The organism is Tepidiforma thermophila, assembly GCF_002563855.1.
Lineage (GTDB): Bacteria > Chloroflexota > Dehalococcoidia > Tepidiformales > Tepidiformaceae > Tepidiforma > Tepidiforma thermophila.
Genome location: NZ_PDJQ01000001.1, coordinates 960,134 through 983,307, shown reverse-complemented (window position 1 = coordinate 983,307; position 23,174 = coordinate 960,134). Strand labels below are relative to the sequence as shown.

26 protein-coding genes are annotated in these 23,174 nt (G+C 69.9%); 10 read left to right on the top strand and 16 right to left on the bottom strand.

What is annotated here, in order from left to right; all coding sequences use genetic code 11:
• Positions 1-24 precede the first annotated feature (24 nt).
• The 6 genes from rpsR to A9A59_RS04680 form a co-directional block, all read right to left on the bottom strand.
• Positions 25-348 (bottom strand): 30S ribosomal protein S18, encoded by a 324-nt coding sequence (gene rpsR, locus A9A59_RS04705; RefSeq protein ID WP_098503177.1) that lies wholly within the window; start codon positions 346-348, stop codon positions 25-27.
• Positions 349-448: 100 nt separating this feature from the next.
• Complete coding sequence (locus A9A59_RS04700) at positions 449-919, bottom strand: single-stranded DNA-binding protein (RefSeq protein WP_098503176.1); 471 nt, start codon at positions 917-919, stop codon at positions 449-451.
• Between the two features lie 15 nt (positions 920-934).
• Positions 935-1,420 carry a 30S ribosomal protein S6 gene (gene rpsF, locus A9A59_RS04695; RefSeq protein ID WP_098503175.1) on the bottom strand — a complete coding sequence of 162 codons (486 nt, stop codon included), beginning with the start codon at positions 1,418-1,420 and terminating at the stop codon, positions 935-937.
• 86 nt (positions 1,421-1,506) lie between these two features.
• Positions 1,507-2,775, bottom strand: a complete 1,269-nt coding sequence (locus A9A59_RS04690; RefSeq protein ID WP_098503174.1) for a serine hydroxymethyltransferase — start codon at positions 2,773-2,775, stop codon at positions 1,507-1,509.
• A gap of 252 nt (positions 2,776-3,027) precedes the next feature.
• On the bottom strand, positions 3,028-3,774 hold the full coding sequence (locus A9A59_RS04685; RefSeq protein WP_098503173.1) for a hypothetical protein: 747 nt from the start codon (positions 3,772-3,774) through the stop codon (positions 3,028-3,030).
• A 24-nt stretch (positions 3,775-3,798) separates the two neighbouring features.
• The gene (locus tag A9A59_RS04680; RefSeq protein WP_098503172.1) at positions 3,799-4,500 is read right to left on the bottom strand and encodes a class I SAM-dependent methyltransferase; all 702 of its coding nucleotides are present in this window, start codon (positions 4,498-4,500) and stop codon (positions 3,799-3,801) included.
• Between the two features lie 68 nt (positions 4,501-4,568).
• Here A9A59_RS04680 and A9A59_RS13680 point away from each other — a divergent pair, with 68 nt between their 5' ends.
• Positions 4,569-4,940: a PIN domain-containing protein gene (locus tag A9A59_RS13680; protein ID WP_098503171.1), complete on the top strand. Its 372-nt coding sequence runs from the start codon at positions 4,569-4,571 to the stop codon at positions 4,938-4,940.
• A 6-nt stretch (positions 4,941-4,946) separates the two neighbouring features.
• Here A9A59_RS13680 and A9A59_RS14005 read toward each other — a convergent pair whose 3' ends face one another.
• Complete coding sequence (locus tag A9A59_RS14005) at positions 4,947-5,642, bottom strand: GNAT family protein (protein WP_165772500.1); 696 nt, start codon at positions 5,640-5,642, stop codon at positions 4,947-4,949.
• Positions 5,643-5,722: 80 nt separating this feature from the next.
• Here A9A59_RS14005 and A9A59_RS04665 point away from each other — a divergent pair, with 80 nt between their 5' ends.
• Positions 5,723-6,505 carry a crotonase/enoyl-CoA hydratase family protein gene (locus tag A9A59_RS04665; RefSeq protein WP_098503170.1) on the top strand — a complete coding sequence of 261 codons (783 nt, stop codon included), beginning with the start codon at positions 5,723-5,725 and terminating at the stop codon, positions 6,503-6,505.
• A 9-nt stretch (positions 6,506-6,514) separates the two neighbouring features.
• Here A9A59_RS04665 and A9A59_RS04660 read toward each other — a convergent pair whose 3' ends face one another.
• The gene (locus A9A59_RS04660) at positions 6,515-7,060 is read right to left on the bottom strand and encodes a YceI family protein (protein WP_098503169.1); all 546 of its coding nucleotides are present in this window, start codon (positions 7,058-7,060) and stop codon (positions 6,515-6,517) included.
• A 126-nt stretch (positions 7,061-7,186) separates the two neighbouring features.
• On the opposite strand from A9A59_RS04660, the gene A9A59_RS04655 reads away from it, so the two are divergent.
• A complete protein-coding gene (locus tag A9A59_RS04655) occupies positions 7,187-7,504 on the top strand; it encodes a hypothetical protein (RefSeq protein ID WP_133117508.1) in 318 nt (105 codons plus the stop codon).
• An 85-nt stretch (positions 7,505-7,589) separates the two neighbouring features.
• Here the strand turns inward: A9A59_RS04655 and A9A59_RS04650 are convergent, their stop codons facing one another.
• Complete coding sequence (locus A9A59_RS04650; protein WP_278286793.1) at positions 7,590-9,056, bottom strand: carotenoid oxygenase family protein; 1,467 nt, start codon at positions 9,054-9,056, stop codon at positions 7,590-7,592.
• A gap of 161 nt (positions 9,057-9,217) precedes the next feature.
• On the opposite strand from A9A59_RS04650, the gene A9A59_RS04645 reads away from it, so the two are divergent.
• Both A9A59_RS04645 and A9A59_RS04640 read left to right on the top strand, forming a co-directional pair.
• Complete coding sequence (locus A9A59_RS04645; protein WP_098503167.1) at positions 9,218-9,997, top strand: SDR family NAD(P)-dependent oxidoreductase; 780 nt, start codon at positions 9,218-9,220, stop codon at positions 9,995-9,997.
• 12 nt (positions 9,998-10,009) lie between these two features.
• Positions 10,010-10,582: a class II aldolase/adducin family protein gene (locus tag A9A59_RS04640; RefSeq protein ID WP_098503166.1), complete on the top strand. Its 573-nt coding sequence runs from the start codon at positions 10,010-10,012 to the stop codon at positions 10,580-10,582.
• Positions 10,583-10,586: 4 nt separating this feature from the next.
• On the opposite strand, the gene A9A59_RS04635 is transcribed toward A9A59_RS04640, so the two are convergent.
• The 5 genes from A9A59_RS04635 to A9A59_RS04615 form a co-directional block, all read right to left on the bottom strand.
• A complete protein-coding gene (locus tag A9A59_RS04635; protein ID WP_098503165.1) occupies positions 10,587-11,420 on the bottom strand; it encodes an enoyl-CoA hydratase in 834 nt (277 codons plus the stop codon).
• 62 nt (positions 11,421-11,482) lie between these two features.
• The gene (locus A9A59_RS04630; protein ID WP_098503164.1) at positions 11,483-11,761 is read right to left on the bottom strand and encodes a hypothetical protein; all 279 of its coding nucleotides are present in this window, start codon (positions 11,759-11,761) and stop codon (positions 11,483-11,485) included.
• A gap of 36 nt (positions 11,762-11,797) precedes the next feature.
• Positions 11,798-12,157 carry a zinc-ribbon domain containing protein gene (locus A9A59_RS04625; protein WP_098503163.1) on the bottom strand — a complete coding sequence of 120 codons (360 nt, stop codon included), beginning with the start codon at positions 12,155-12,157 and terminating at the stop codon, positions 11,798-11,800.
• A gap of 72 nt (positions 12,158-12,229) precedes the next feature.
• A complete protein-coding gene (locus tag A9A59_RS04620; RefSeq protein WP_098503162.1) occupies positions 12,230-12,646 on the bottom strand; it encodes a PPOX class F420-dependent oxidoreductase in 417 nt (138 codons plus the stop codon).
• 21 nt (positions 12,647-12,667) lie between these two features.
• Positions 12,668-13,462 carry an alpha/beta fold hydrolase gene (locus A9A59_RS04615; protein ID WP_098503161.1) on the bottom strand — a complete coding sequence of 265 codons (795 nt, stop codon included), beginning with the start codon at positions 13,460-13,462 and terminating at the stop codon, positions 12,668-12,670.
• A gap of 86 nt (positions 13,463-13,548) precedes the next feature.
• Between A9A59_RS04615 and A9A59_RS04610 the strand changes: the two genes are divergently transcribed.
• The 4 genes from A9A59_RS04610 to A9A59_RS04595 all read left to right on the top strand — a co-directional run bounded on the left by A9A59_RS04610 (position 13,549) and on the right by A9A59_RS04595 (position 18,598).
• Positions 13,549-14,352, top strand: coding sequence for an alpha/beta fold hydrolase (locus A9A59_RS04610; RefSeq protein WP_165772499.1), 804 nt, complete (start codon positions 13,549-13,551; stop codon positions 14,350-14,352).
• A 1,120-nt stretch (positions 14,353-15,472) separates the two neighbouring features.
• On the top strand, positions 15,473-16,678 hold the full coding sequence (gene rho, locus A9A59_RS04605) for a transcription termination factor Rho (protein ID WP_404818783.1): 1,206 nt from the start codon (positions 15,473-15,475) through the stop codon (positions 16,676-16,678).
• 214 nt (positions 16,679-16,892) lie between these two features.
• Positions 16,893-18,035, top strand: a complete 1,143-nt coding sequence (locus tag A9A59_RS04600) for a peptidoglycan DD-metalloendopeptidase family protein (RefSeq protein ID WP_165772498.1) — start codon at positions 16,893-16,895, stop codon at positions 18,033-18,035.
• A gap of 77 nt (positions 18,036-18,112) precedes the next feature.
• Complete coding sequence (locus A9A59_RS04595; protein WP_098503158.1) at positions 18,113-18,598, top strand: hypothetical protein; 486 nt, start codon at positions 18,113-18,115, stop codon at positions 18,596-18,598.
• Here the strand turns inward: A9A59_RS04595 and A9A59_RS04590 are convergent.
• Together A9A59_RS04590 and A9A59_RS04585 are read right to left on the bottom strand one after the other, a co-directional pair.
• Entirely contained in the window at positions 18,595-20,622 is a 2,028-nt protein-coding gene (locus tag A9A59_RS04590; RefSeq protein WP_098503157.1) for a chloride channel protein, read from the bottom strand. The genes A9A59_RS04595 and A9A59_RS04590 overlap by 4 nt on opposite strands.
• Before the next feature lie 109 nt (positions 20,623-20,731).
• Positions 20,732-22,546 (bottom strand): aldehyde ferredoxin oxidoreductase family protein, encoded by a 1,815-nt coding sequence (locus A9A59_RS04585; RefSeq protein WP_098503156.1) that lies wholly within the window; start codon positions 22,544-22,546, stop codon positions 20,732-20,734.
• 148 nt (positions 22,547-22,694) lie between these two features.
• On the opposite strand from A9A59_RS04585, the gene A9A59_RS04580 reads away from it, so the two are divergent.
• Positions 22,695-23,156 (top strand): SAM-dependent methyltransferase, encoded by a 462-nt coding sequence (locus A9A59_RS04580; protein ID WP_098503155.1) that lies wholly within the window; start codon positions 22,695-22,697, stop codon positions 23,154-23,156.
• The last annotated feature ends 18 nt before the right edge of the window (positions 23,157-23,174 follow it).

The window sequence follows — 23,174 nt, the reverse complement described above, 5'->3', positions numbered from 1 at the left end:
CGGTAGCGGCGCTCGCCCGTCGGCTTACCCGCGGATGGGGAAGATGCCCGTCTTGCGGATGTGCTCGAGGGTGTAGGGCAGGAGGGCGAGGTGCCGGGCGCGCTTGATGGCGGTGGCCACGAGGCGCTGGTGCTTGAGGCAGGTGCCGGTCTTGCGGCGGGGCTCGATTTTGCCGCGGTCGGAGATGTACATGCGGAGGCGGGCGATGTCCTTGTAGTCGACGCCGTCCATTTTTTCGACGCAGAAGCGGCAGACCTTGCGCCGGCTGCTGTAGCGGGGGCGCTGCTGGCGGGCGGGGCGCTCGGCTTCGGCGGGTGCGGGATTGGCGGTGCGTTCTTCAGAAGTCATAGCGGTTCATCCTTCCCGATGGGGTTGTCTCCGCGGCTGCGGGGACCGGGTGTTCGCGGCTGACCGGCCGCGGGCGGGCTGGCCGCAGCCAGCGGATGGGTCATTCGAACGGCAGGTCGTCCACGTCGATGTCTTCGCGGGCTGCGCCGCCGCGGGGCCGGTCGTAGGCGGGCTCGAAGCCTGCGCCGCGGCTGCGGGACGACCCGCCGTTGCTCCATTCGTCGCCGGCCTGGTCGCGGGGGCCGCCGAGGAGCTGGATGGACTGGGCGATGACCTCGGTGCGGTAGTGCTTCTGGCCCTGGTCATCTTCCCAGGTGCGGGTCTGGACGCGGCCTTCGACGAAGACCTGCTTGCCCTTGGTGATGTACTGGGAGATGCGCTCGGCGGTATCGCCCCAGACGACGATGTTGAACCACTCGGTCTGCTCTTCCCAGTCGCCGGTCTGCTGGTTTTTGCGGCGGTTGTTCACGGCGAGGCTGAACTGGGCCTGCGGCGTGCCGGAGGCGAGGTAGCGGAGCTCGGCATCGCGGCCGGCGTTCCCGATGAGGAGGATTTTGTTCAGTCCCGCCATGGTACGGACCTTTCGCTAGGGCTGGGCCGCTTCGCCCGCGGGCGCGTCGGCCTCGGCCGGAGTTTCGGCGGCCGGTGCGTCATCAGTCGACGCTTCGGCGGCCGGGGGCTCGGCTGGGGTTTCGGCAGCGGGTGCGGGTTCGGCGGCAGGGGCAGGCGCCGGGGCTTCGCTGCGAGTTTCGCGCGGTTCGCGCGGCTGCGGCGGCGTGGGCAGTTCGTCGGCGCGGACGATCAGGTGGCGGTAGACGCGCTCGTCGATGCGGAGGGCGGCTTCGATCGCGCTGACGTCGGAGGGCTCAGCTTCGATGCGGCTGACGATGTAGTCGGCGTCGAGGGCGTGGCGGATGGGGTAGGCCATCCGGCGGCGGCCCCAGTGGTCGATCTTGAGGACCCTGGCGCCGCGCGATTCGACGGTTTGCTTGAGCCGCTCGACGGAGGCATCGGGGCCGCCGGCCTCCTGCAGGGCGAGGTCGTAGACGACCGTGAGTTCGTATTCCCTCATGGAACCTCTGCCCGGGCGATGGGATTGTCCTTCGCGGGGAAGAACCGGGCTCCCGGGTCAACGTGTGAGGGTAACACCGTGCCGTGCTAGGCGGTAGCCGCGACGGGTTCGGCGTCGGTAATGCCGGGGACGGGGTATGCGCGGGCGAACTCGGCGACTTCGGCGCGGACGGCGTCGCGGACGCCTTCGCCGTCGGGGTCTTTGAGGACGCGGATGATCCAGGCGGCGACGCGGCGCATTTCGTCTTCTTTCATGCCGCGGCTGGTGAGGGCCGGGGTGCCGAGGCGGAGGCCGCTGGTGACGTAGGCGGAGCGCTGGTCGTAGGGGATGGTGTTGCGGTTGGTGATGATGCCGGCGCCCTGGAGGGCGTTTTGGGCTTTGAGGCCGCTGATGCCGACGGAGTTGCAGTCGACGAGGATGAGATGGTTATCGGTGCCGCCGGAGACGAGGCGGATGCCGGCGCGCATGAGTTCTTCGGCTAGGACGGCGGCGTTTCGGACGACCTGGGCGGCGTAGGCTTTGAACTCGGGCCGGAGGGCTTCGCCGAAGGCGACCGCCTTGGCGGCGATGGAGTGGAGGTGGGGGCCGCCCTGGGTGCCCGGGAAGACGCCGCGGTCGAGGGCTTCGGCGTGCTCGGCCTTGCAGAGCGCGAGGGCGCCGCGGGGGCCGCGGAGGGTCTTGTGGGTGGTGGTGGTCACGATATCGGCGCAGGGGACGGGGCTGGGGTGGACGCCGCCGGCGACGAGGCCTGCGATGTGGGAGATATCGGCCATGAGGAGGGCGCCGGCTTCGCGGGCGATTTCGGCGAAGGCGGCAAAGTCGATGGTGCGGGGGTAGGCGGTGGCGCCGGAGACGATGATGCGGGGCCGGTGTTCGAGGGCGAGGCGGCGAACCTCGGCCATGTCGATGGTTTCGGTTTCGCGGTCGACGGTGTAGGGGACGAAGCGGTAGAGGCGGCCGGAGAAGTTGACGGGGGAGCCGTGGGTGAGGTGGCCGCCCTGGGAGAGCTCCATGCCCATGATGGTGTCGCCGGGGTTGGCGAAGGCGAGGTAGGCGGCCATGTTGGCCTCGGCGCCGGAGGTGGGCTGGACGTTGGCGTGCTCGGCGCCGAAGAGCTGTTTTGCGCGGTCGATGGCGAGCTGCTCGAGGCGGTCGCTGTGCTGGTTGCCGGCGTAGTAGCGCTTCCCGGGGTAGCCTTCGGCGTACTTGTTGGTGAAGACGGAGCCGGTGGCCTCGAGGACGGCGGCGGAGGCGTAGTTCTCGCTCGCGATCATTTCGAGGGATTCGATCTGGCGGGTGCGCTCGTCGTCGATGATGGCGGCGACTTCGGGATCGGCGCGGTGGAGGATGGACATGGCGGCTCCCGGTGGTGGGGTGGTGCAGGGTGTCGTACAGCAAGGGTAGCAGGGGAAGGGAGGAGGGAGGAGGGAGCCCCGCGCACACCTCCGTCGTGCCGCCCCGAGGGAGGAGGGAGCCCCGCCCGCACCCACACCGCGCCCAGGGAGGAGGGAGGAGGGAGCCCCGCCCGCACCCACACCCCGCCCAGGGAGGAGCTTGGAGGTTGGAGCCAGGAGCCTGGAGCTTGGAGGTTGGAGCGGGGAGCGGGGTCAGTGGTTGGCGGGCGGATGGTGGGCCGTCCAGGCGCGGAGCAGGACGTCGAATTCGTGCTCGGCGCGGCGGGCGTGGCCGGCGGCGTTGACGTGGGTCAGGTCGGACTGGAGCTCGGCCGGGGACGGGGGTTCGTCGGGGCCGGGCGGCTGGTAGGCGACGTGCAGCCGTTCGCAGATGCCGGCGAGGAGGCGGTCGAATTCGTCGCAGCGGCGGCGGGACTCAACCGCGATGCGGGCGGGCAGCGGGAGGCCAAGGGGCACGGGGCCGCGGAGCGCGACGGCAACCTCTTCGTGGCGGAGGATGCGCCGGAGGGCAGCTTCGACCCGGGCGGCGGCCTCCTCCGGCTCGAAGAAGTAGCGGTAGCCCACGGTGCGGAGCGCCAGCCGGCGCGCGAGCCGGAAGGCGCTGTTGTGGGCGATGGCGGGACGGGTGGAGAGCCGGGCGGCCGCTGCCGAGAGCTGGCGGGCGAAGGGGAGCCGGGACGATTCGACGGCGCGCGGGGCCGACGGGAACGAGACCCAGTAGGAAGCAGCGCAGACGAAGACGGCGTCGGGCTGCTCGCGCTCGACCCAGCGTTCGATGACGTCCGGGTATGCGTCATTCGGCCAGGCGGTTTTCCGGACCGTTTCAACAGGCTCCTTGAGCACCTCGGCCATACGTTCCTGGACGATGTACCAGGAACGCTCCTCCATTCGGACCGGGCCGAAGTGGTCGTCGGAGATGCCGATGCGGAGGATTTTCACGCGGCGATGGTAGGCGCGGGGGAGCTAACGGTCAGGATTTCTGCGGAAGATGAAGAGGGCGTGGCCCTGTTCGCCGCGTTCGTAGGCCTGGACGAGATAGGCGACGGCATCGAGCTGGCGGAGGTAGGTCCGGGTGCCGTACCGCTCTTCGAAGTAGGGGCGGCGGCGGACGAGCTCGGCTTCGGCGATGCGCCAGGTGTGAGCGGCCTCGGCGCTCAGGGGGCGGTGGGCGGCGAGCTGCCAGCCGGCCCGTTCCCAGTCTTCGATGAAGGCATCGAGGCCGCCGCGGGAGTCGGAAGGGGCTTCGCAGCAGAGGCAGAGGGTGGCGCCGGGGGCGGCGACGCGGTTGAACTCGTGATAGGCGATTTCGGTGTCGAGCGCCCAGATGCTGTCGAACGCGGCGTCGCGGAAGGGCAGGCGGCGGTTATCGGCGGCGACCCAGTGGACGGCGCTGCCGCCGGGGAGGCCGCGGCCGGCGGCGAGGAAGTCGGGGTTGACGTCGGTTGCGAAGGCGGTGCAGCCGGTCTGCCCGGCGGCGAGGCGGGCCGCAGCGCCGACGAAGGCGCCGGCATCGAGCATGCGGCGGCCGGGGCCGAGGCCGGAGCGCTGGAGGAGCCAGCGGGTGGTTTCGATGCCGCCGACATGGTTGTGTTCGCCGAGGAGGTCGATCCACCAGGCGGCGTAGTCGTCGGCGAGGCGCTGGAGGGCCGGGTGAGCGGGGGGCACGGTTCGAGGATACCGAAGGCTGGTGCTGGAGGGGAGGGAAGGCCGACGGGTGGTGTAGGCTAGGAGGCATGGCAGAGCAATACGCAGCGCGCGATACGCGGACGGGGCTGGAGGTGGCGGTGACGGGGGAGTTCCCGGCGCACCCGGACGACCGGATCCGGATTGCGCGGACGACGACGCTGTTCACGCGGCTGATGTCGACGATTCTTTCGACGCCGAACGAGACGGAGCGGCGGGAGCGGTTCATCGCGATTGAGACGCAGCTGGAGCTGGCCGATGCGCTCATCCGGCAGGACATGGAGGAGGTGCAGCGGCTGATGCGGCAGACGCTGGAGCGAATGGGGATTACGCCGGAGCAGATGGACGAGATGGCGCGGAAGATCCTGGAGCAGCTGCGGGAGCGGGGGGACTTCGATTTTCCGCCGGGGCTCGATTCGTAAGCGGGGTCAGGAGGCGGGCGCGGCGGGGTCATCCCAGCCGGGCGGCGCATCGGGGCTCCAGGCGATGCCGAGGAGCGAATCGCCGCGGGTGCGGTCGACGGGGCGGAAGAGCTCCCATTCCGCGGGCGATGCTTCGATTTCGATGAGGGGCCAGCCGATGGGTGCGCCGGTACCGCGGCAGACGAAGGTCTCGGCGTCGAACTCTTTCGTGCCGTAGGCAGCGGCGATGGCGGCGCCGACGGCCTGCTGCCAGGGCGTGGGGGTCATGCCGCGCCGGGGGACGACGGTGGGGTTGGCGGACATGGTGCGGAAGCTGGCAGGGTGGGCCATGCGGCCGGCGGAGAGGTAGCGCGGAGCCGGGGGCAGCGGCCGGGCGGAGAGGACCTCATGCTCGAGGCGGCGGAAGAGGCCCTGGCGGCGGAAGGCGGGGTCGACGCAGCAGAGGCCGGCGAGCCGGACGGGCTGGGCGGGGAGGTGGGGGAGGTTGATGACGCGGGGCTCGCCGAGGGCAAAGCCGGCGGGGCGGCCTCCGGGGTCGCGGGCGATGGCGGCGAAGGCGAGGACGTGGAGCGACTTTTCGAGGTAGGCGGCGTTGGCCTCGCGGTAGTTTTGGCGGAAGAGGGCGAGGATGGCGTCGCGGTCGGCCGGGCCGAGGTCGGCAGTGGGGACGACCGTGATCCGGAGGTCGGCCGGGAGGGTCATTGCGGCGGGAGGGTAGTGCGGCCGGGGTGCGCCCGCAAGGGCTGGACGGGCGGTAGGATGCAGGGCGGAGGTGATGACGGATGGCTGTGCACTATGAACCTGACGGACCGATTGTGGTCGTGACGATTGACCGGCCGGAGGTGCGGAACGCGGTGGACCGTGCGACGGCGGCGGAGCTGGCGGCGGCATTCCGGCGGTTCGAAGCGGACGATGCGCTGGCGGTGGCGATCCTGACCGGGGCGGGCGGGACGTTCTGCGCGGGGGCCGACCTGAAGGCGGTGGCGTCGGGGCAGGGGAACGTGGTGAGGGAGGAGGGCGACGGGCCGATGGGACCGACGCGGATGCGCCTTTCGAAGCCGGTGATTGCAGCGGTGGAGGGGCACGCGGTGGCCGGGGGGCTGGAGCTGGCGCTCTGGTGCGACCTGCGGGTGGCGGCACGGGATGCGGTCTTCGGGGTGTACTGCCGGCGGTGGGGCGTGCCGCTCATCGACGGGGGAACGGTGCGGCTGCCGCGGCTCATCGGCGAGAGCCATGCGATGGACCTGATCCTGACCGGGCGGGGCGTGAGCGGGGAGGAGGCGCGGATGATGGGGCTCGCGAACCGGCTGGTGGAGCCGGGGCAGGCGCTGGAGGCGGCGAAGGAGCTGGCGCGCCAGCTCGCGGCGTTCCCGCAGCGGTGCCTGCGGAGCGACCGGCAATCGGCGCGGGAGCAGTGGGACCTGCCGTTCGAGGAGGCGATGCGGAATGAGACGCGGCTGGGGATGGCCGTCATCGCCTCGGGCGAGACGCAGAAAGGTGCCGCCCGGTTCGCCGGGGGCGCCGGGCGGCACGGTTCGTTCGCGGAGTTCGGCGGAAGCGGGTGAGGCGGCGGATCAGGCGTTCTTGACAAGCTCGAAGTCGGCGTTGATGCGGACCTCATCGCCGACGAGCCAGCCGCCGGCTTCAAGCGGGGCGTTCCAGGTGAGGCCGAAGTCCTTGCGGTTGATTTTGCCGGTGACGCTGAGGGCGACCACGGTTTTGCCGAAGGGGTTCTTCGCGGGGCCGTGGACTTCGGCGTCGAAGGTCACCGGGCGGGTGGTGCCGCGAATGGTGAGGTCGCCGGTGATGCGGTACGTGCCGGCGCCGGTGCGCTCGATGTTCGTGGTGCTGAAGGTGATGGTGGGGTGGTTGGCGACATCGAAGAAGTCGGCTGAGCGGAGGTGGTTGTCACGGTCGGGCTGGCGGGTATCGATGCTGGCGGCATCGATGCGGAAGGCGGCGCGGGAGCGGGCGAGGTCGGTCTCGTCGATATCGAGGTCGGCTTCGAAGCGGGAGAAGGTGCCGCGCACGGTGGTGATGACCATGTGCTTGACGGCGAACTCGATGGAGGAGTGGGCGGGGTCGATGACCCAGGTGCTGGTTGCGGGAGAAGCAGACATGGGGCTGCACCTCGTTCCGTAGGATGTCGTTGCGATCGCAACTTGCAGCCTACAGCAACTTCTGCTTAGTCGGCAACCTTTCGTAAGGACACGCGGGAGCGGCCGCGGTCGGGCAGAATGTGGGCGATGGGCAGCTGGCCGTGGGGACGGATGGCGGACGAGTGCGACGTGCACCTGGTGCCGATCGTGAGCGCGGAGGGGTGCGTGTATTGCCGGCGGTTCCTGGCGAATGCGCCGCCGGGGCAGATGATGCCGGAGGGGGCGCGGCTGGAGGAGCTGGAACAGTGGCTGGCGGCGCGGCTTTCGGTGCCGGCGGAGCTGCTGTACCGGCGGATCGAGGAGCTGGTGGGGCGGCGGATCAGCCTCTCGGAGCTGGAGGACCCGGACCTGCTGCTGGAGCGGGCGCGTGGGCCGCGGCGGGCCTGGGACTGGGACGACTGGTAGGCGCGGGCCGGCCCGGCGCCTGCCGCGGAGCAGGTGTGCTCCGGGAGGAGCCGGGCCGGGAGGGGGAGGGGGCGCCTGGCGGCGGTTACTTCTGGGCCTGGATGCGCTGTTCGCTGATCCAGGCGCCGTGGAAGCCGTAGGGCACGCGCTGGGGGAGCGGGACGCGGGCGACTGGCGGGGCTTCCATATCCTGGGCGTTGATGATGACGAACTCGGAGCCGCCGGTGTTGCGGTCGTAGACGTAGGTCACGACGAAGCCGTCGTCCTCGGCGGTTGCGCCGGGGCGCGGGACGAAGACGCCTTCGCCGCCGTAGCGGCCTTTGCCATGCTCGTGGACCCAGTGGCGGCCGGTCTGGAGGTCGTACTTGATGATGGCGTCGGACTCGGGCATGCCGTTGCCGGCTTCGAAGCGGGCGGTGTAGCCGTAGCGGGCCTGGTAGGCGATGAGCGAGTCGTTGACGCGGGGGAAATCGGAGGTCTGGTCGTCGAGGGCTTCTTCCTTGAGGGCGCCGGTGCGGAGGTTGAAGCGCCAGCGGTAGAGGACCTGGTTGCCGTCTTCGCGGACGAGGCGGCGGTCTTCGGGGGTGGGGGCGATGGAGGAGTCGAGGGCGCCGAGGTCGACGTCCTTCATGCGGCAGGCATCGAGGACGATTTCGTCGCCCTGTTCGAAGGCGTTGAGGGTGTGGAAGACGTAGCAGGGCGGGGCTTCGAACCAGCGGACCTGGTCGCCGGTGGCGTGGCGGGGGAGGATGCCGAAGCGCGCGGGGAGGTCTTTGTTGAAGTAGAGGGGGGATTCGCCGCGCATGGCGCGCTGCATATCGAAGACGAGGGGGAGGTCCATGAAGATGGAGTAGTGCTCGGTGACGGCGAAGTCGTGCATCATGACGCCGCGGGGGAGGTCGATGGGCGTGGTGAGGACGATTTCGCCTTCGGGGCTGACGACGGAGTACTGGAGGTAGGGGACTTTGGCGCCCTGCTTCGCCATGTCGAAGCCCATCATGTTGTAGCCGAAGAAGAGCATCTCGCCGGTGCGCTCATCGACTTTGGGGTGGGCGGTGAAGGCGTGGAGCAGGCGGCCGTTGTAGTTGTAGGTGCCGATGGTTTCGAGGCCGGGGAGCTTGATGTGGTGGGGGTCGCCGGCTTCCCAGAGGGCGAAGAGGCGGCCATCGTGCCAGACGAGGGCGGTGTTGCCGGTGTTGCCGCGGGAGGGGCCGTTGGGGTTATCGAACTCGGGCTGGCCGAGCCCGCTGCCCCAGAGCGCGCGCCCGGCGGCTTTTTCGCGTTTATAGGCCTCGGTTTGGACGTAGCGGTTGCGGTAGGAGACGCGGCCGTCCTTGATGCGGACGCCGTGGAGCATGCCGTCGCCGCCGAACCAGTGGTAGTTCTTGATGACGTCGAACTGGGGGTTGGGTCCGTTGCGGACGAACATGCCCTCGAGGCCCTCGGGCAGTTCGCCGATGACGGGGAGGTCTTCGGCGGTGACTTCTTCGCGGACGGGCGCGAAGTTGCCTTCGAGGAAGGGGCTGGTGACGCGTTCTTCGGCCATGACCATGGGGTGAGCACCTCGCTGCCGGCGGAATCCTATTCAAATGTTTGAACAGGCTGGAGGGAGTATACGGGATGCTGTCAAGGGGGAGGGTGAGCAGGCGGGAAGGGATGGCGGCCCTGTAGAATCGTCGGCACAGACTGCACTTCGAAGGGGAGTTCTGCGGCATGGGACTGGAAGGACGGGTAGCACTGGTGACGGGCGGCGGCCGGGGGATCGGGCGGGCGATTTCGCTGGCGCTGGCGGCCGACGGCGCGGCGGTGGCGGTGAACTACCGGCGCGACGAGGAGGCTGCGCGGGCGACGGTGGCGGAGATCGAGCGGATGGGCGGCCGGGCGAGGATGTACATGGCCTCCGTGGACGATTTCGAGCAGGACCGGGCGATGGTGGAGCAGGTCATCGCCGACTTCGGGTACATCGACATCCTCGTCAATAACGCGGGGATTGCGAGCCGGGGGCTGAGCGTGGCGGATACGGACCCTGCGGAGCTGGAGCGGGTGGTGCGGACGCATGCGTTCGGGCCGCACTACCTGTCGAAGCTGGTGCTGCCGAGCATGCGGACGCGGCCGCGGGGCGACATCATCATGATTTCGAGCGTGGCGGCGCGGATGCTGAGCGCGAACGGCGGGCCGTACAACATGGGGAAGGCGGCGATGGAGGCGCTGGCGATGACGCTCTACAAGGAAGAGCGGCGGCACAACATCCGGGTGAACATCGTGGCGCCGGGCCTGACGGAGACGGAGATGGGGAGCCGGCTGGCGCGGGCGACGCAGGGGGTGCAGAACCTGCGGGAGATCGACGAGCGGTCGCCATTCGGGCGGGTGTGCCAGCCGGAGGATGTGGCGAAGGTGGTGCGCTTCCTGGTGAGCGATGATGCGTTCTACCTGACGGGCCAGCGGATCGAAGTCGACGGCGGGGGCACAGCGGCGCTGCCGAACCTGTTCTGAGGCGAGGGCCGGATGACGGGGGTGCCGGAGAAGGTGCTGGCGACGATGCAGGAGGTGGGGCGGGACCTCTACCAGCTCGGGCTGGTTTCGAGCCACGGCGGGAACCTGAGCATCCGGGACGGGACCGGGATGTGGATTACAGGGACGGGGACAATGCTGGGGCGGCTGCGGGAGCGGCACGTCGCGCATGTCCGGCCGGACGGGACGTACGCGGGCCCGCCGCCATCGAGCGACACGGTGCTGCATTCGACGGTCTATGCGATGACGGGCGCGGGGGCGGTGGCGCATGCGCACCCGCGGCACGCCATCGCGCTGAGCTTCGGGACGGACCGGTTCGTGCCGATGGATTTCGAGGGGCAGCACTTTTTGAAGGCGGTGCCGGTGGTGGAGCAGGGGCCGAACCAGGCGGCGCAGATTGCGGCTGCGCTCCAGGAGGCGGTGGTGGTGCTGCTGCGCGGGCACGGGGCGTATGCCCGGGGCGCCAACCTCTGGGAGGCGCTGCACTGGCTGACGGCGCTGGAGGAGAGCGCGCAGGTGGCGTTCCTCGCCGGGCTGGCGGGGCTGCGGCCGGGGCCGGAGGGCTGAGCGGCTACTGGCGGCGGACGGCGCCGGGGATGCCGTTGGGGTCGATCCGCATGCCGTAGAGCTCCTGGTTGTGGCTGTGGGCGAGCTGGTGGAGGTTGAAGACGGCGAGCATCGCCTGCCACTGGCCCTGGGCTTCGAGGGTCTGGTTGACGGCCTCCTTGGCGAGCTTGAGGGCGAAGGAGGGTTTCTGGGCGATCTTTTCGGCGAGGGCGAGGGTGAAGGATTCGAGCTCTTCGCGCGGGACGACGTGGTTCACCATCCCGAGGCGATAGGCGTCCTGGGCGGTGATCCAGTCGGCGGTGAAGAGCATCTCCTTGGCCTTGCGGTGGCCGAGCTCCCAGGGGTGGGCGAAGTACTCGACGCCGCAGACGCCCATCTGGACGACGGGGTCGGAGAACATGGCGTCGTCGCTGGCGATGATGAGGTCGCAGACCCAGGCGAGCATCAGGCCGCCGGCGATGCACTTGCCCTGGACCTGGGCGATGGTGGGCTTGGGGATGTTGCGCCAGCGGCGGCACATGCCGAGGTAGATCTCTTCTTCGACGGCCATGTAGCCTTCGGCGCCCTTTTTGTTGAATTCGCGCCAGGTGCCGACGGTTGGGAAGGAGGAGAGGGGCGGGCCGCCGCCGCGGAGGTCGTGCCCGGCGGAGAAGTGCGGGCCTGCGCCGGCGAGGATGATGACCTTGACCGACTCGTCGGCGGCGGCTTCATCGAAGGCAGCGTTGAGGTCGTAGGTGAGCTGGTAGTTCTGGGCGTTGCGCGCTTCGGGGCGGTTCTGGGTGATGCGGGCGACGCCGGGGGCGGGGATTTCGTAGATGACGGTTTCGAAGGTCGGCACAGGAAGCCTCCGCGATGCAGGGGTCGGGCGAGATTGTAGCGCCGCGGCGGGGGGCGCGGGGGCTAGCCGACGGCGGACCAGGCGGCGACCTTTTCAGCGAAGCGCTCGCGGATGGCGGGGGCGAGGTCGCCGACGAAGGGGGCGAGCTCGGCGAGGCGGGCATCGCAGTAGGCGAGGGCGGACTCGATGCTGGTGACGTCGTCGCTCTCGGCGGCTTCGAGGAAGAGGGCGGAGGCGAGGATGCCAGGGTCGGCGCGGACAGCGTCGCAGGCGGCCTCGGGGGTTTCGAGGGGCCGCTGGTAGATGCGCGAGAGCTGGCGGAGGAGGGGGTCAGCGAGCATTGGCCGTGCCTCCGGCCGGGATGCGCCTGCGGGGCGCTACTGGCGAGCGACTTCCTCGCGGGGGGGCTTGAGCTTGCTGTAGCAGGTGGAGCAGTAGACGGGGCGCTCGCCGCGGGGAACGAAGGGGACCTCCGTCATCTGGCCGCATTCGGCACAGGATGCGGGGTGCATCTGCCGCGGGGTTTTGCCGCCGAAGCTGGCGAAGTTGCCGTAGCGGACGTAGCCGTCGGCCTGCTCGAGCGAGCTCTGGCTGGAGCGGCGGGCGGTCCGGCAGGAGGGGCAGCGGGTGGGCTCGTTCATGAGCCCTTTGTTCGCGTAGAACTCCTGCTCACCGGCGGTGAACACAAAGACGGTGCCGCAATCGCGGCAGCTGATCTGCTTATCGGCAAACGCCAAGCTTGACTCCTGAATTCCGCACCATGCGGGTCTCGGAATCCATGGTAGCAGGTGGCAGGCAGGGATTGGAGGTCAGCCGCGGGCGGTGACGCCGGAGACGCGCTGGGGGTAGATGCGGATGATGACGCGGCCGTCGCGGCGGAGGCGTTCTTCGAAGCCCGCCGGGGGCTCCCATGCGGGGTCCCGGCGCATGGCGCGGTTGACGAGGACGTGACCGGGGACGATGTCGTCGCGTTCGATGACGGCGCGGCCTTCGACGGTGACGAAGCGGTGAGGCGGACCCTCATCGAGGGCGGTGACGGCGATGCGGGGGTCGCGGGCGAGGGTGCGGGCTTTGAGGCGGTCGGCGGTGGTGCTGAAGATGATGGTGTCGCCGTCGACGGCGTAGAAGACGACGGAGCTGGAGGGCGAGCCATCGGCGCGGAGGGTGGTGACGACAGCCCAGCGGAGCTGGCGGAGGAGGGCGTCCTGTTCGGGTGTACCAATCACTGGCGAAGACCTCCGGGGGATTCAGGCGGTGCGGCGAAGGAAGCCGAGGACGAGTTCGTTGAAGGCGGCGGCGCGCTCGAAGTAGACGGAGTGGCCGGCGGCCGGGACGGTGACGAATTCGCCGCGGGGCAGCGCGCGGGCGAAGGCTTCGACGGCGGCGGGCGGGATGACGATGTCTTCTTCACCGGAGATACAGAGGACGGGGAGGTCGAGGGTGGCGACGGCGGCGGGGGCAATGGTCCAGAGTTCGCCGAGCTGGCGGCGGAGGGCGTCCTTATCGAGGCCTTCGGCGAGGGCATCGATCCCGCGGTAGAGGAAATGGAGTTCGGGCTGTTCGCGGGCCATCCGTTCGCCGGCGGCGGGGTGGATGCCGCGGGCGAAGAGGTCGGCCTCGAGGCCCGGGGGTTTCGCGGCCCACGCAGCGGCCGTTTCGGGCGACCAGAAGCCGCCGTGGGTGTCGCACATGACGAGCGCGCGGACCCGGCCGGGGTTGGCGAGGGCGTAGGCGAGGCAGGTCCAGCCGCCCATCGACTGGGCGACGAGGCGGACGGGCTGCCCGGGGGCGGCGGCGTCGATGAGCGCGGCGAGGTCATCGGCGAAGGCGCGGGCACCGGGTTCGGGCGCGTCCTGGGTCGAGGGTGCGAAGCCGCGGTGGGCGAAGACCAGGCAGCGGAACTCGCGGGCGAAGGCGGGCACCTGCTGCCACCAGGAGAGGTGGTTGCCGCCGAGGCCGTGGGCGAAGACGAGGAGGGGCGCCCCGGCGGGGCCGTGGAGGTCGTAGAAGATGCGTGCGCCGGGGCGTTCGAGCCATGGCATGGGGCGGATTGTACGCTGGAAGGCGCATTGGGGCGGTTGGCCCTATGATGCAGCCGAAGTTCCCTGCGCCCGAGGTTGGTTCGCGTATGCCGTACGTTCCCACGCGCGACATCATCACGTACTACGAGGAGGCGGGTTCGGGTGAGCCGCTGGTGCTCATCCGGGGTCTCGGGAGCGACTTGCAGGCGTGGGCGCCGCAGGTGCCGCTGCTGGCGAAGCACTTTCGCGTGATTACGTACGACAACCGCGGCGCGGGGCGCACGGGTGCGCCGGATCGGCCGTACAGCATCGCGGGGATGGCGGATGACCTTGCGGCGCTGCTGACGGAGCTGAAGGTCGAGAAGGCGCACGTGCTCGGCTATTCGATGGGCGGGATGATCGCGCAGGAGTTTGCGCTGCGGCACCCGGGACGGCTGGAGAAGCTGATCCTGCTGGCGACGACGGCGAAGCCTGACGGCTATGTGCGGGCGGTGGTCCAGTCGTTCATCACGGTGCGGCGGACGAATATTTCGCGCGAGGGGTTCGTGCGGACGCTGGCGCCGTACCTGTACACGGCGGAGCTGTTCGACGACGAGGAGCGGTACGAGCGGGCGATCCTCGCGAGCGTGCAGAACCCGTACGCGCAGCAGGACCATGCGTTCATCCGGCAGGCGCAGGCGATCCTGGCACACGATACGAGCGGGCGGCTGGGGAGCATCAAGGCGCCGACGCTGGTGGTGACGAACCGGGAGGACATCCTGATCCCGCCGCGGCACGGTGAGGCGCTGGCGAAGGGGATCCCGGGGGCGCAGCACCGCTCGCTCGACGGGGCGCATGCGGGGGTGACGGAGTACCCGGTGGAGCACTGCACGGCGTTTGCGGAGTTCCTCGGTGCGGCCGTGACGGCCTGAGGAGCGGGGGAGCGGCAGGGCGGGACGGCATCCTGTTGCAAGGTTGCGGTGAGTCGTCGTATGTTGGGGGTGCTGGAAGGGACGGCGCCACGGAGGGTGGCGTACTCCAGCTCCCCACACGTCCAGGCTTCAGCACGAGCCCATTCGCGGAAGACCAGCGACACGAGCCGCAGCGTCAGCCCACTCTACACGTCCTCGGGCGCCATCAGACACGCACACGGGAAGACCCTTGCAAGAGACCGAAGCCAACGACCTGATCCCTACGACCGATGCACCTGCCAGCGAAAACGGCCACGCTCCCGAAGCGCCGGCGCCGCGCCGCCGCGTGACCCGTGCGCGGAAGGCTGACCCGCCGCCTCCCGAGGTGCTGGAGAACGCGGTAGACGTGGCTGCCCAGGCCGCGGCCGAGGCGCAGGCATCGCCGAACGGTGCCGCTGAAGCGGCCGGGGAAGGCGCGGCGCCGCGGCGGCGCGTCCGGAGCCGTGCTGCGGCTGCGGGGCAGCCGACCGAAGACCGGGAGGCCTCCAGCGCGGTCGAGATGCCGGAGGCTGGCGGGGCGCCTGCTGGTTCTCCCGCACAGGAACCGGGCGGCGCCGGCCCGGGTGAACCGGCAGAGGAAGCGGGCGTGCCCGGCGAGGCTGCACCGGAGCGGCCGGAACGGCCGGGCGCCATTCGGCGGACGGGGGGACGGACAGCGGCCGAACTGGAGCGGCCGGCCGAGGCCGAGGCCGCGAGCGTGCCGGAGGCCGAGCCGGAGGCCGCCGAGCCGCAGCGGAGCCGCATCTTCCGGCGCGAGGGGCAGGGCGACCGCGAGCGGCCGGCAGCGCCGGAGGTTATCGTGCGGCGCGATCCGACACCTCCGCCGCAGCCGCAGGGGCAATCGCGGGCCGAGCGGGAGGCTGCACGGCGGGAGCGGCGCTGGCGCGACCGGGAGAGCCGGAATGACCGCGGCTGGCGCGACCGGGAGTTCCGCGAGCGGGAGTTCGCGCGCGAGCGGCTGGAGCGGGAGCTGGAGCGGGAGATTGCCCGGGAGGAGCGCGCCCAGGCCGGGGCTCCGCCGCTGAACATCGCGGAGCTGGAGCAGAAGAGCCGCGAGGAGCTCATCGCCATCGCCCAGGAGATGGGCCTCGAGGATGTGTACGCGCTGCGGAAGAGCGACCTGATCTTCCGGCTGCTGCAGGCGCAGGCGGAGGCCCGGGGCAATGTCTTCAGCGGCGGCTTCCTGGAAGTGAGCGACGACGGGAACTATGGGTTCCTGCGCGGGCCTTCGATGCTTCCGGGGCCGAACGACATCTACGTGTCGCAGTCGCAGCTGCGGCGGTTTGCGCTGCGGCCGGGCGATTACGTGACCGGGCAGGTTCGGCACCCGAAGGACAATGAGAAGTTCTACGGGCTGCTGAAGGTGGAAGCGGTGAACGGGATGGACCCGGAGACGGCGAAGCGGCGCCCGCACTTCGAGAACCTGACGGCGATCTTCCCGTACCAGCAGCTGAAGCTGGAGACGACGCCGGACAACCTGACGCACCGGATCATCGACCTGATCGCGCCGATCGGGCGCGGACAGCGCGGGCTGATCGTTTCGCCGCCGAAGGCCGGCAAGACGATGCTGCTGAAGAACATCGCGAACGGCATCTCCACGAACTACCCGGACGTGCACCTGATGGTGCTGCTCATCGGCGAGCGGCCCGAAGAGGTGACGGACATGCAGCGGAGCGTCCGCGGCGAGGTGGTGAGCTCGACCTTCGACGAGCCGGTGGAGGACCACACCCGGGTGGCGGAGATGGCGCTGGAGCGGGCGAAGCGGCTGGTGGAAGGCGGGAAGGACGTGGTGATCCTGCTGGATTCGATCACGCGGCTGACGCGGGCGTACAACCTGGCGCTGCCGCCGAGCGGCCGGACGCTCTCGGGCGGCGTGGACCCGATCGCGCTCTATCCGCCGAAGCGGCTGTTCGGCGCGGCGCGGAAGTGCGAGGAGGGCGGCTCGCTGACGATCCTCGCGACCTGCCTGGTGGACACCGGCTCGCGGATGGACGAGGTGGTGTTCGAGGAGTTCAAGGGCACGGGCAACATGGAGCTGCGGCTGGATCGGCGGCTGGCGGAGCGGCGGTACTACCCGGCGATCGATATCCAGGCCTCGGGCACGCGGCGGGAGGAGCTGCTGCTCGACGAGAAAACGCTCAAGGGCGTCTGGCTCGTGCGGCGGATGACCGCTATGATTTCGCAGAACTCGCCGAACCAGCTCGAGGCGACCGAGAGGCTGCTCGAGCGGCTCGCGAGGACCAACAACAACGAGGAGTTTCTCGCCAGCCTGAAGTCGGACCTGTAAGGTTTTCGCCTACGGGTCCTGCTCCCCGGCATTCAGAGGCCGCCGGGATAGCCAGGAAAGGAGGAGAGGAGCAGGCTACGGCTGTGCTCAGCCCGCGTCAGCGGTTCGCTTCCGCGACGCGCCAGCACATTTGCGTATGGGAATCGAAGGAACCCGCGCGCGTTCACACGCGCACGCACGGCGCCACGGGCGACTTACGGTCCACGTCCTGATCGTGGCGCTGGCCCTCGTCGCCGTCGTTTCGGCCACGCGATTCCCGGCCCGCTCCTCGGCATCGGCACAGGCACCGGTTCCCCAGTTCGCATTTTCCGGCGTTGCAGGTGCGGCGCAGCGCCCGGGCCAGGCCGTGTTCCGGCCGGCAGCAACCACGCAGACGCTCGGCTCGGTGGTGGCGGTGGCATCCCGCACGGAGGCGCTGGACGCGCGGGCGGTGGGCGGCGTTTCGCCGGTGCATTCGCTTTCGGCAGGAGTGACAGCGGCAGCGGCGACCTCGGGCGAGGTCGGCGCGGGCATCAAGCCGCTGGCGGACATCATCGACCCGCGGAGCCCGATTGTGGAGTACGAGACGCAGGCGGGCGACACGGTCTCGGGTGTAGCTGCGAAGTTCGGGATTTCGATGCAGACGCTGCTGGACAACAACCCGACGGTGCGGAATCCGAATCTGCTGCCGAAAGGGCTCATCCTGATCGTGCCGCGGAAGGACGGCATCCTGCACAAGGTGGCGTACGGCGAGACGGTCGATTCGATCGTGCAGCAGTACGACAACATCACTGCGGCGCAGGTGGTCGAGTACAAGCCGAACAACATTACGGACCCGAACAACCTGGAGGCGGGCAAGGTGCTGCTCCTGGTGGGGGCGAAGATCAAGCCTCCGCCACCGCCTCCGCCGCCGCCGCAGCGGCCCTCGCAGCCGGGCACGCCGGCGGGACCCTCGGCGGGGGATGCACCTGCGCCGAGCTCGGGCGGGATCTTTAAGAACTTCCCGCTGGCGGCCTGGCGCGGCATCAGCGATCCGTTCGGGACGCCGCGGGGCGGCTCCTCGTACCACACCGGCATCGACCTTGACCTGTACGGGTTCGGCCCCTCGCCGCTGTTCGCGGTGTGCGACGGCGTGGTCAGCCGGACGGAGTACCTGACGTACAGCTACGGCTACTACGTGGTCATCGACTGCGGCGGCGGGTGGTCGACCCTGTACGCCCACATGAGCCAGATCGACGTGGTGCCGGGGCAGTCGGTGAGCGCCGGGCAGACGATCGGCCTGACGGGGCTGACGGGCTTCACGACGGGCCACCACCTGCACTTCGAAATCCGGTACAACGGCGGCTTCGTCGACCCCGCGCTCTACCTGAACTTCTAGCCTCCTCCAGGGGATGGTGCCGCGGGCAGCAAGAGCGCTGACCTGAACGGACGGGGCCGGTGCGCTACGCTGTTGGCATGCCGGCGTACCAGCCCGAGGACCTTGACCCGGTCGAGCGCGCGCTGCTGGGCGTGCTTTCGGTGGGGCTGCCGCCCTCGAAGGCGGCGGGCAGCGATACGTTCCGGGTGGACCACGTGACGGCGGTGGTGGTGAGCCTGGCGGAGACCGGCGAGCGGCACGCGCACCTGGCGGAGGATGGGGTCCGGGTGACGGCAGAGTTCCGGGCGCGGCTGCGGGCGGCGGTGGAATCGCTGGTGGAGAAGGGGCTGGTCATCCAGCAGGCAGCGGGCATGCCTGCCGCGGCCGGGGGCTATGAGACAGGGCTGCAGATCGACCTGGTGGACCCGGACGAGCACCCGGTGGTGCTGGACCGCTACCTCTCGCAGCTGTGCATGGAGGAGCTGTTCAACATCCCGGCGGTGTACCCGTACCTGATGGAGCGGTATTCGTCGAGCGGGGAGGTGTGGCGGCGGCTGCGGGAGGGGGGTTACGCGCGGGACTAGGCTTTGGGCTCCTGCGCCGGCGGGGCGAAAAGGTTGAGGACGGCGGCGCGGGCGGAGGGGACGAAGGTGACGGCGACGCGGTCGCCGGGGAGGAGGATCAGCTCGCCACGGGGAACGATGGCCTGGCCATCGCGTTCGACGGCTGCGATGCGGGCGCCGGCTGGGAACTCGATGTCGGCGAGGCGGCGGTGGCAGAGTGGCGAAGCGGGTGACAGGACGGCGTCGAGCGCTTCGATGTTCTCGGTGAGGGCGCCGAGGGGGCGGACCTGGCTGGAGGCGGCGCGCCGGTAGGAGCGGAGGAGTGAGCGGGCATCGATCTGGCCGATGACGGGCGAGCCGGGGCTGTCGCCATCGACGACGGGGAGCCAGCGGCGCTCGTGGGCGGAGAGGACGTCGAGCGCACGGTCGAGGGGCCAGTCTGCCTGGATGGCGGCGGGGAGGGGTACGGCGACTTCTGCGACAGTTGCGGCGCCGGATTCGAGGCGGGCGGCCTGTACCTCTGCGAGGCGGGATGGATCGATCCGGGTGACTGCATGGCGGGCGCCTGCGCTCTTGAGCTGTGTGAGGGCGCTGGCGGCGTCGAGCTGCGGCTCGAGGACGGGCAGGGGGATGACGGCCTGGCGGGCGGGGAGGGCGGAGAGGAGCGGGAAGGCGAACCGGTGCCGGTGTGCGGGGGAATCTGCGCGGGTCGGGAGCTGCTCGCGGTAGATGGTCTCGTCGCCGACGACGAGGGTGGCGACGGCGACGGCAGCCATTGCGGGCGCGAGGAGGGAGAGGTTGCCGGTCATCTCGGCGACCATGAGGAGCATGGCGAGCGGGACATGGGCGATGGCGCCGAAGAGGGCAACCATTCCGATGATGACGACGGGGCCGGGCTCCTGGGGGAAGCCGGGGAGATCGTGGCCGAAGCGCCAGCAGGCTGCGCCGAGGAGGCCGCCGATGACCATGCCGGGACCGAAGGTGCCGCCGGACCCGCCGGAGCCGACGGAGAGGGCGGTCGTGACGATACGCAGGAATGGCAGGGCGAGGAGGAGCCACGGGGAGAAGGCCATCACGCCTTCCGGGGTGAAGCACTGCTGGACCCAGCCGTAGCCAAGGTGGATGGCCTCGGGCGCGGCGATACCGACGGCACCGACGGCGGCTCCGCCGAGGGCTGGCTTGAGCCAGGGCGGGACGGCGAGCCGGTGGAATTGTGCTTCGGCGGCGTAGTAGACGCGTGCGTAAAGGATGCCGGTGAGACCGGCGAGGAGGCCGAAGGCTGCGTAGTAGGGCAGCTCCACGGGGTTCGCGAAGGAGAAGTCGCCGGCGCCGCCGAAGACGGGGGAGTAATCGGCGTAGGCTCCAAAGAGGGAGTAGGCGACGATTGAGCTGATGAGGCACAGGAGCACGACATCGGCTTCGAAGTCGTGGCGATAGAGGACCTCTGCGGCGAGCATGGCGCCGCCGAGGGGTGCGCGGAAGATGGCGCCGATGCCGGCGCCCATGCCTGCTGCGAGGGCGTGGCGGCGGCCGGCGGCGTCGAGTCCGAAGCGGTCGGCGAGGAAGGCGCCGAAGCCGGAGCCGATCTGGGAGGCCGGGCCTTCGCGGCCGGCGGAGCCGCCGGAGCCGATCGTCAGGGCTGCGGTGACGAGTTTGACGGGGACAACCTGCCAGCGGACGCGGCCGCTTTTCCAGTGGAAGGCGTGGATTGCGGCATCGGTGCCGTGGCCGGCGGCTTCGGGAGCGAGACGCGCGGCGATGATGCCGCTGGCGAGGCCGCCGGCGGCAACCAGGAGGGGAAGGACCCAGGCGCGCTCCGGGCCGCTGGCATCGACGGCACCCTCGCCGAGGGGCACCGGGGGGCGAAAGCCTGCGAGATTGCCGAGGAGGAGCTCCGTCGCGAGGTCGACAGCTTCGTAGAAGGTGATAGCGCCGAGGCCGGCTACGAGCCCGATGACCACGCCAAGCCCAACGATGCCATAGAGGCGACGCCGTCCCGGGCGGGTGTAGAAGCGAGTCAGCGGCCCCCAAGAGCGGGCGCTCATGGAGGTATGCTATGCCCGCCCCGGGAAGGCACAAGTTGCGCTCCGGAGCTGCTTCCGGCGGACCCGGGGGCCTGTTCAGCAGGCCCCCGGGTCCGTCGGCGGCGTGGTGTCAGACGATCTCGAGCTCTTTGAGCTTGTCCTCGGGGACGACGCCGTTCTTCCAGCCGCGGACGCGGTAGTACTCCTCGAGCATGAGGTCGAGTTCGCAGACCTGGCCCATGGAGCCTTTGGAGTTGGAGGGCTCTTCGAGGAAGCGCTTCGGGAGGGTATCGGAGCCTTCGCGGAAGCCGGCGAGGTTGTTGTAGTAGCGCTCGAGGTTGTAGATGCGTTCGCCGGCCTTGATGACGTCATCGGGGCCGAAGTTGTCGATGCCGGTCATGACGCGGTACTGCTCGGCGTACTCTTCGGGGCCTTCGGCGAAGGCGGAGAACTTGCAGAGGTCGAGCGAGTCGCTGAAGGCGTGGATGTCCTGGAGGAGCTTGAGGAGTTCGCCCTTGCCCTGCCAGGCGAGGGGGTCGGTTTTGAGGCCGATGACGCCGAGTTCGGAGGCGGGGCTGTAGCCGCGGAGGTGGCAGGCGCCGCGGTTGGAGGTGGCGTAGCCGAGGCCCATGCCCTTGAGGCCGCGTGGGTCGTAGGCGGGGGTGGCCTGGCCCTTGACGGTCATGGCGAGTTCGGGGTGGCCGATGGAGCGGGCAAAGGGTTCGATGCCGTCGGCGAGGCGGTTGCCGATGCCTTCGCGGAAGGCGACCATGCGCATGACCTCGATCATGCGGTCGCGGTCGCCCCAGGCGATGCCTTCGCTGGCGGGGATGTACTCGCGCTGGGTGGCCTCCATGAGGCAGGAGAGGGCCTGGCCGATTTCGATGGCGTCGTAACCCCAGTCGTTGGCGCGGTCGATCATGAAGGCGACGGAGGCGACATCGTCGTTGCCGCAGTTGGCGCCGAGCGACCAGGCGGGCTCGTACTCGACGGACTCCATCTTGACCTTGTAGGGGCCTTCTTTGATTTCGACCTCTTTCTTGCAGGCGACGGGGCAGGCGTGGCAGGTGGGGTCGTCGATGAGGTAGTGCTCTTTGACGTACTCGCCGGAGAGCTTTTCGGCGCCGTCGAAGTGGGTTTCCTGGCTGTTGCGAGCGCCGAGGGCGCCGATGGTGTTGGTGACGTTCATGAGGACGTTGGTGCCGTAGACAGAGAGGCCGCCCTTGCGCGGGGAGGTGATGTTGGCCTCGTCCATGATCTTTTTGAGGGCGTTGCTGTGGGCGGTGCGCCAGGCGTCGCGGTCGGCGGCGCGGGGGTAGTTGCGGGCGGCCTTGATGACGACGGCTTTGAGCTTCTTTGCGCCGCCGACGCAGCCGGTGCCGCCGCGGCCGGAGGCGCGGTCGTGCTCGTTGATCCAGCTGGCGAAGCGGACGGTGTTTTCGCCGGCCTGGCCGATGGCCATGACGCTGAGGTCATCGGCGCCGTGGCGCTGCTTGAGGATATCGATGGTCTCGTGGACGCCCTTCCCCCAGAGGTCGGAGGCATCCTTCAGTTCGACCATGCCGTCGTGGACGTAGGCGTAGACGGGCTTCGGGGAGATGCCTTTGAAGACGAGGCCATCGAAGCCGGCCCAGCGGAGGCGGGCGGCGCTCCAGCCGCCCTGGTGGCTATCGGTGACGGTGCCGGTCAGGGGGCTTTTGGTGACGATGGCGAGGCGGCCGCTCATGGAGGCTTCGGTGCCGGTGAGCGGGCCGTTCATGAAGCAGAGGACGTTGTCGGGGCCGAGCGGGTCGACGCCGGGGCCTGCTTCGAAGACGTAGCGGACGCCGACGCCGCGGGCGCCGATGTACTTGCGGGCCCACTCTTCGGGGATGGGGGCGTAGCTGACGGTCCCGCTGGTGAGGTCGACGGTGCCGACACGGCCGGCATAGCCACCGAGTGTCATGGATTGATGCCTCCTATTGCTGCGATTGAGCCGGCGCAAGTATAGATCAGGGACGCAAGGGCGACCGGGGTGCGTGCAGACGCTTTACCGGAGCGGAACCGGGACTGGCAGGTGGCGGACAGGGTCTGCGGGCGCGACACTGGCCGTCATGGACTGGAGGCGGCTGTTCCGACGGGACGGCGAGGCATGGGTGCGGCCCGAGCCGCCGCGGGAGGTGACGCTGCGGGCGGTCGCGTTCGTGCGGAGTCCGGTGGCGAAGCCGCGGCCGCACGGCTGGGCGAACGTCGAGAGCACGGTCGTGTTCGAGCCGGAGCACGCGCGGCGGCTGGAGGGGATCGAGCGGTTCCGGCATGTGATTGTGGTGTTCTACCTCGACGTGGCGGAGGGTGCGCCGGAGAAGCCGGAGCAGCTGGAGCTGGCCGGGGGCCGGATGGCGGGGATTTTCGCGACGCGGAGCCAGCTGCGGCCGAACCACCTCGGGGTTTCGGTGGTGGAGCTGCTCGGGCGGGAGGGGCTGGCGCTGCGGGTGCGGGGGCTGGATGCGATCGACGGGACGCCGGTGCTCGATGTGAAACCGTATTTGCCGGAGTACGACCGGAAGGACGGGTAAGGGGCGATGTCTTGCCCG

Bases quoted from the DNA above. Each gene is read 5' to 3' on its own strand.
- A9A59_RS04630 (WP_098503164.1), bottom strand. From the start codon at position 11,761: ATGCTCGCTGACCCCCTCCTCCGCCAGCTCTCGCGCATCTACCAGCGG.
- A9A59_RS04650 (WP_278286793.1), bottom strand. From the start codon at position 9,056: ATGGTCATGGCCGAAGAACGCGTCACCAGCCCCTTCCTCGAAGGCAAC.
- A9A59_RS04640 (WP_098503166.1), top strand. From the start codon at position 10,010: ATGACGGGGGTGCCGGAGAAGGTGCTGGCGACGATGCAGGAGGTGGGG.
- A9A59_RS04590 (WP_098503157.1), bottom strand. From the start codon at position 20,622: ATGAGCGCCCGCTCTTGGGGGCCGCTGACTCGCTTCTACACCCGCCCG.
- A9A59_RS04615 (WP_098503161.1), bottom strand. From the start codon at position 13,462: ATGCCATGGCTCGAACGCCCCGGCGCACGCATCTTCTACGACCTCCAC.
- A9A59_RS14005 (WP_165772500.1), bottom strand. From the start codon at position 5,642: ATGACCCTCCCGGCCGACCTCCGGATCACGGTCGTCCCCACTGCCGAC.
- A9A59_RS04645 (WP_098503167.1), top strand. From the start codon at position 9,218: ATGGGACTGGAAGGACGGGTAGCACTGGTGACGGGCGGCGGCCGGGGG.
- A9A59_RS04655 (WP_133117508.1), top strand. From the start codon at position 7,187: ATGGGCAGCTGGCCGTGGGGACGGATGGCGGACGAGTGCGACGTGCAC.
- A9A59_RS04665 (WP_098503170.1), top strand. From the start codon at position 5,723: ATGGCTGTGCACTATGAACCTGACGGACCGATTGTGGTCGTGACGATT.
- A9A59_RS04580 (WP_098503155.1), top strand. From the start codon at position 22,695: ATGGACTGGAGGCGGCTGTTCCGACGGGACGGCGAGGCATGGGTGCGG.
- rpsR (WP_098503177.1), bottom strand. From the start codon at position 348: ATGACTTCTGAAGAACGCACCGCCAATCCCGCACCCGCCGAAGCCGAG.
- rpsF (WP_098503175.1), bottom strand. From the start codon at position 1,420: ATGAGGGAATACGAACTCACGGTCGTCTACGACCTCGCCCTGCAGGAG.
- A9A59_RS04610 (WP_165772499.1), top strand. From the start codon at position 13,549: ATGCCGTACGTTCCCACGCGCGACATCATCACGTACTACGAGGAGGCG.
- A9A59_RS04690 (WP_098503174.1), bottom strand. From the start codon at position 2,775: ATGTCCATCCTCCACCGCGCCGATCCCGAAGTCGCCGCCATCATCGAC.
- rho (WP_404818783.1), top strand. From the start codon at position 15,473: ATGGGCCTCGAGGATGTGTACGCGCTGCGGAAGAGCGACCTGATCTTC.
- A9A59_RS04585 (WP_098503156.1), bottom strand. From the start codon at position 22,546: ATGACACTCGGTGGCTATGCCGGCCGTGTCGGCACCGTCGACCTCACC.
- A9A59_RS04700 (WP_098503176.1), bottom strand. From the start codon at position 919: ATGGCGGGACTGAACAAAATCCTCCTCATCGGGAACGCCGGCCGCGAT.
- A9A59_RS13680 (WP_098503171.1), top strand. From the start codon at position 4,569: ATGGCAGAGCAATACGCAGCGCGCGATACGCGGACGGGGCTGGAGGTG.
- A9A59_RS04660 (WP_098503169.1), bottom strand. From the start codon at position 7,060: ATGTCTGCTTCTCCCGCAACCAGCACCTGGGTCATCGACCCCGCCCAC.
- A9A59_RS04595 (WP_098503158.1), top strand. From the start codon at position 18,113: ATGCCGGCGTACCAGCCCGAGGACCTTGACCCGGTCGAGCGCGCGCTG.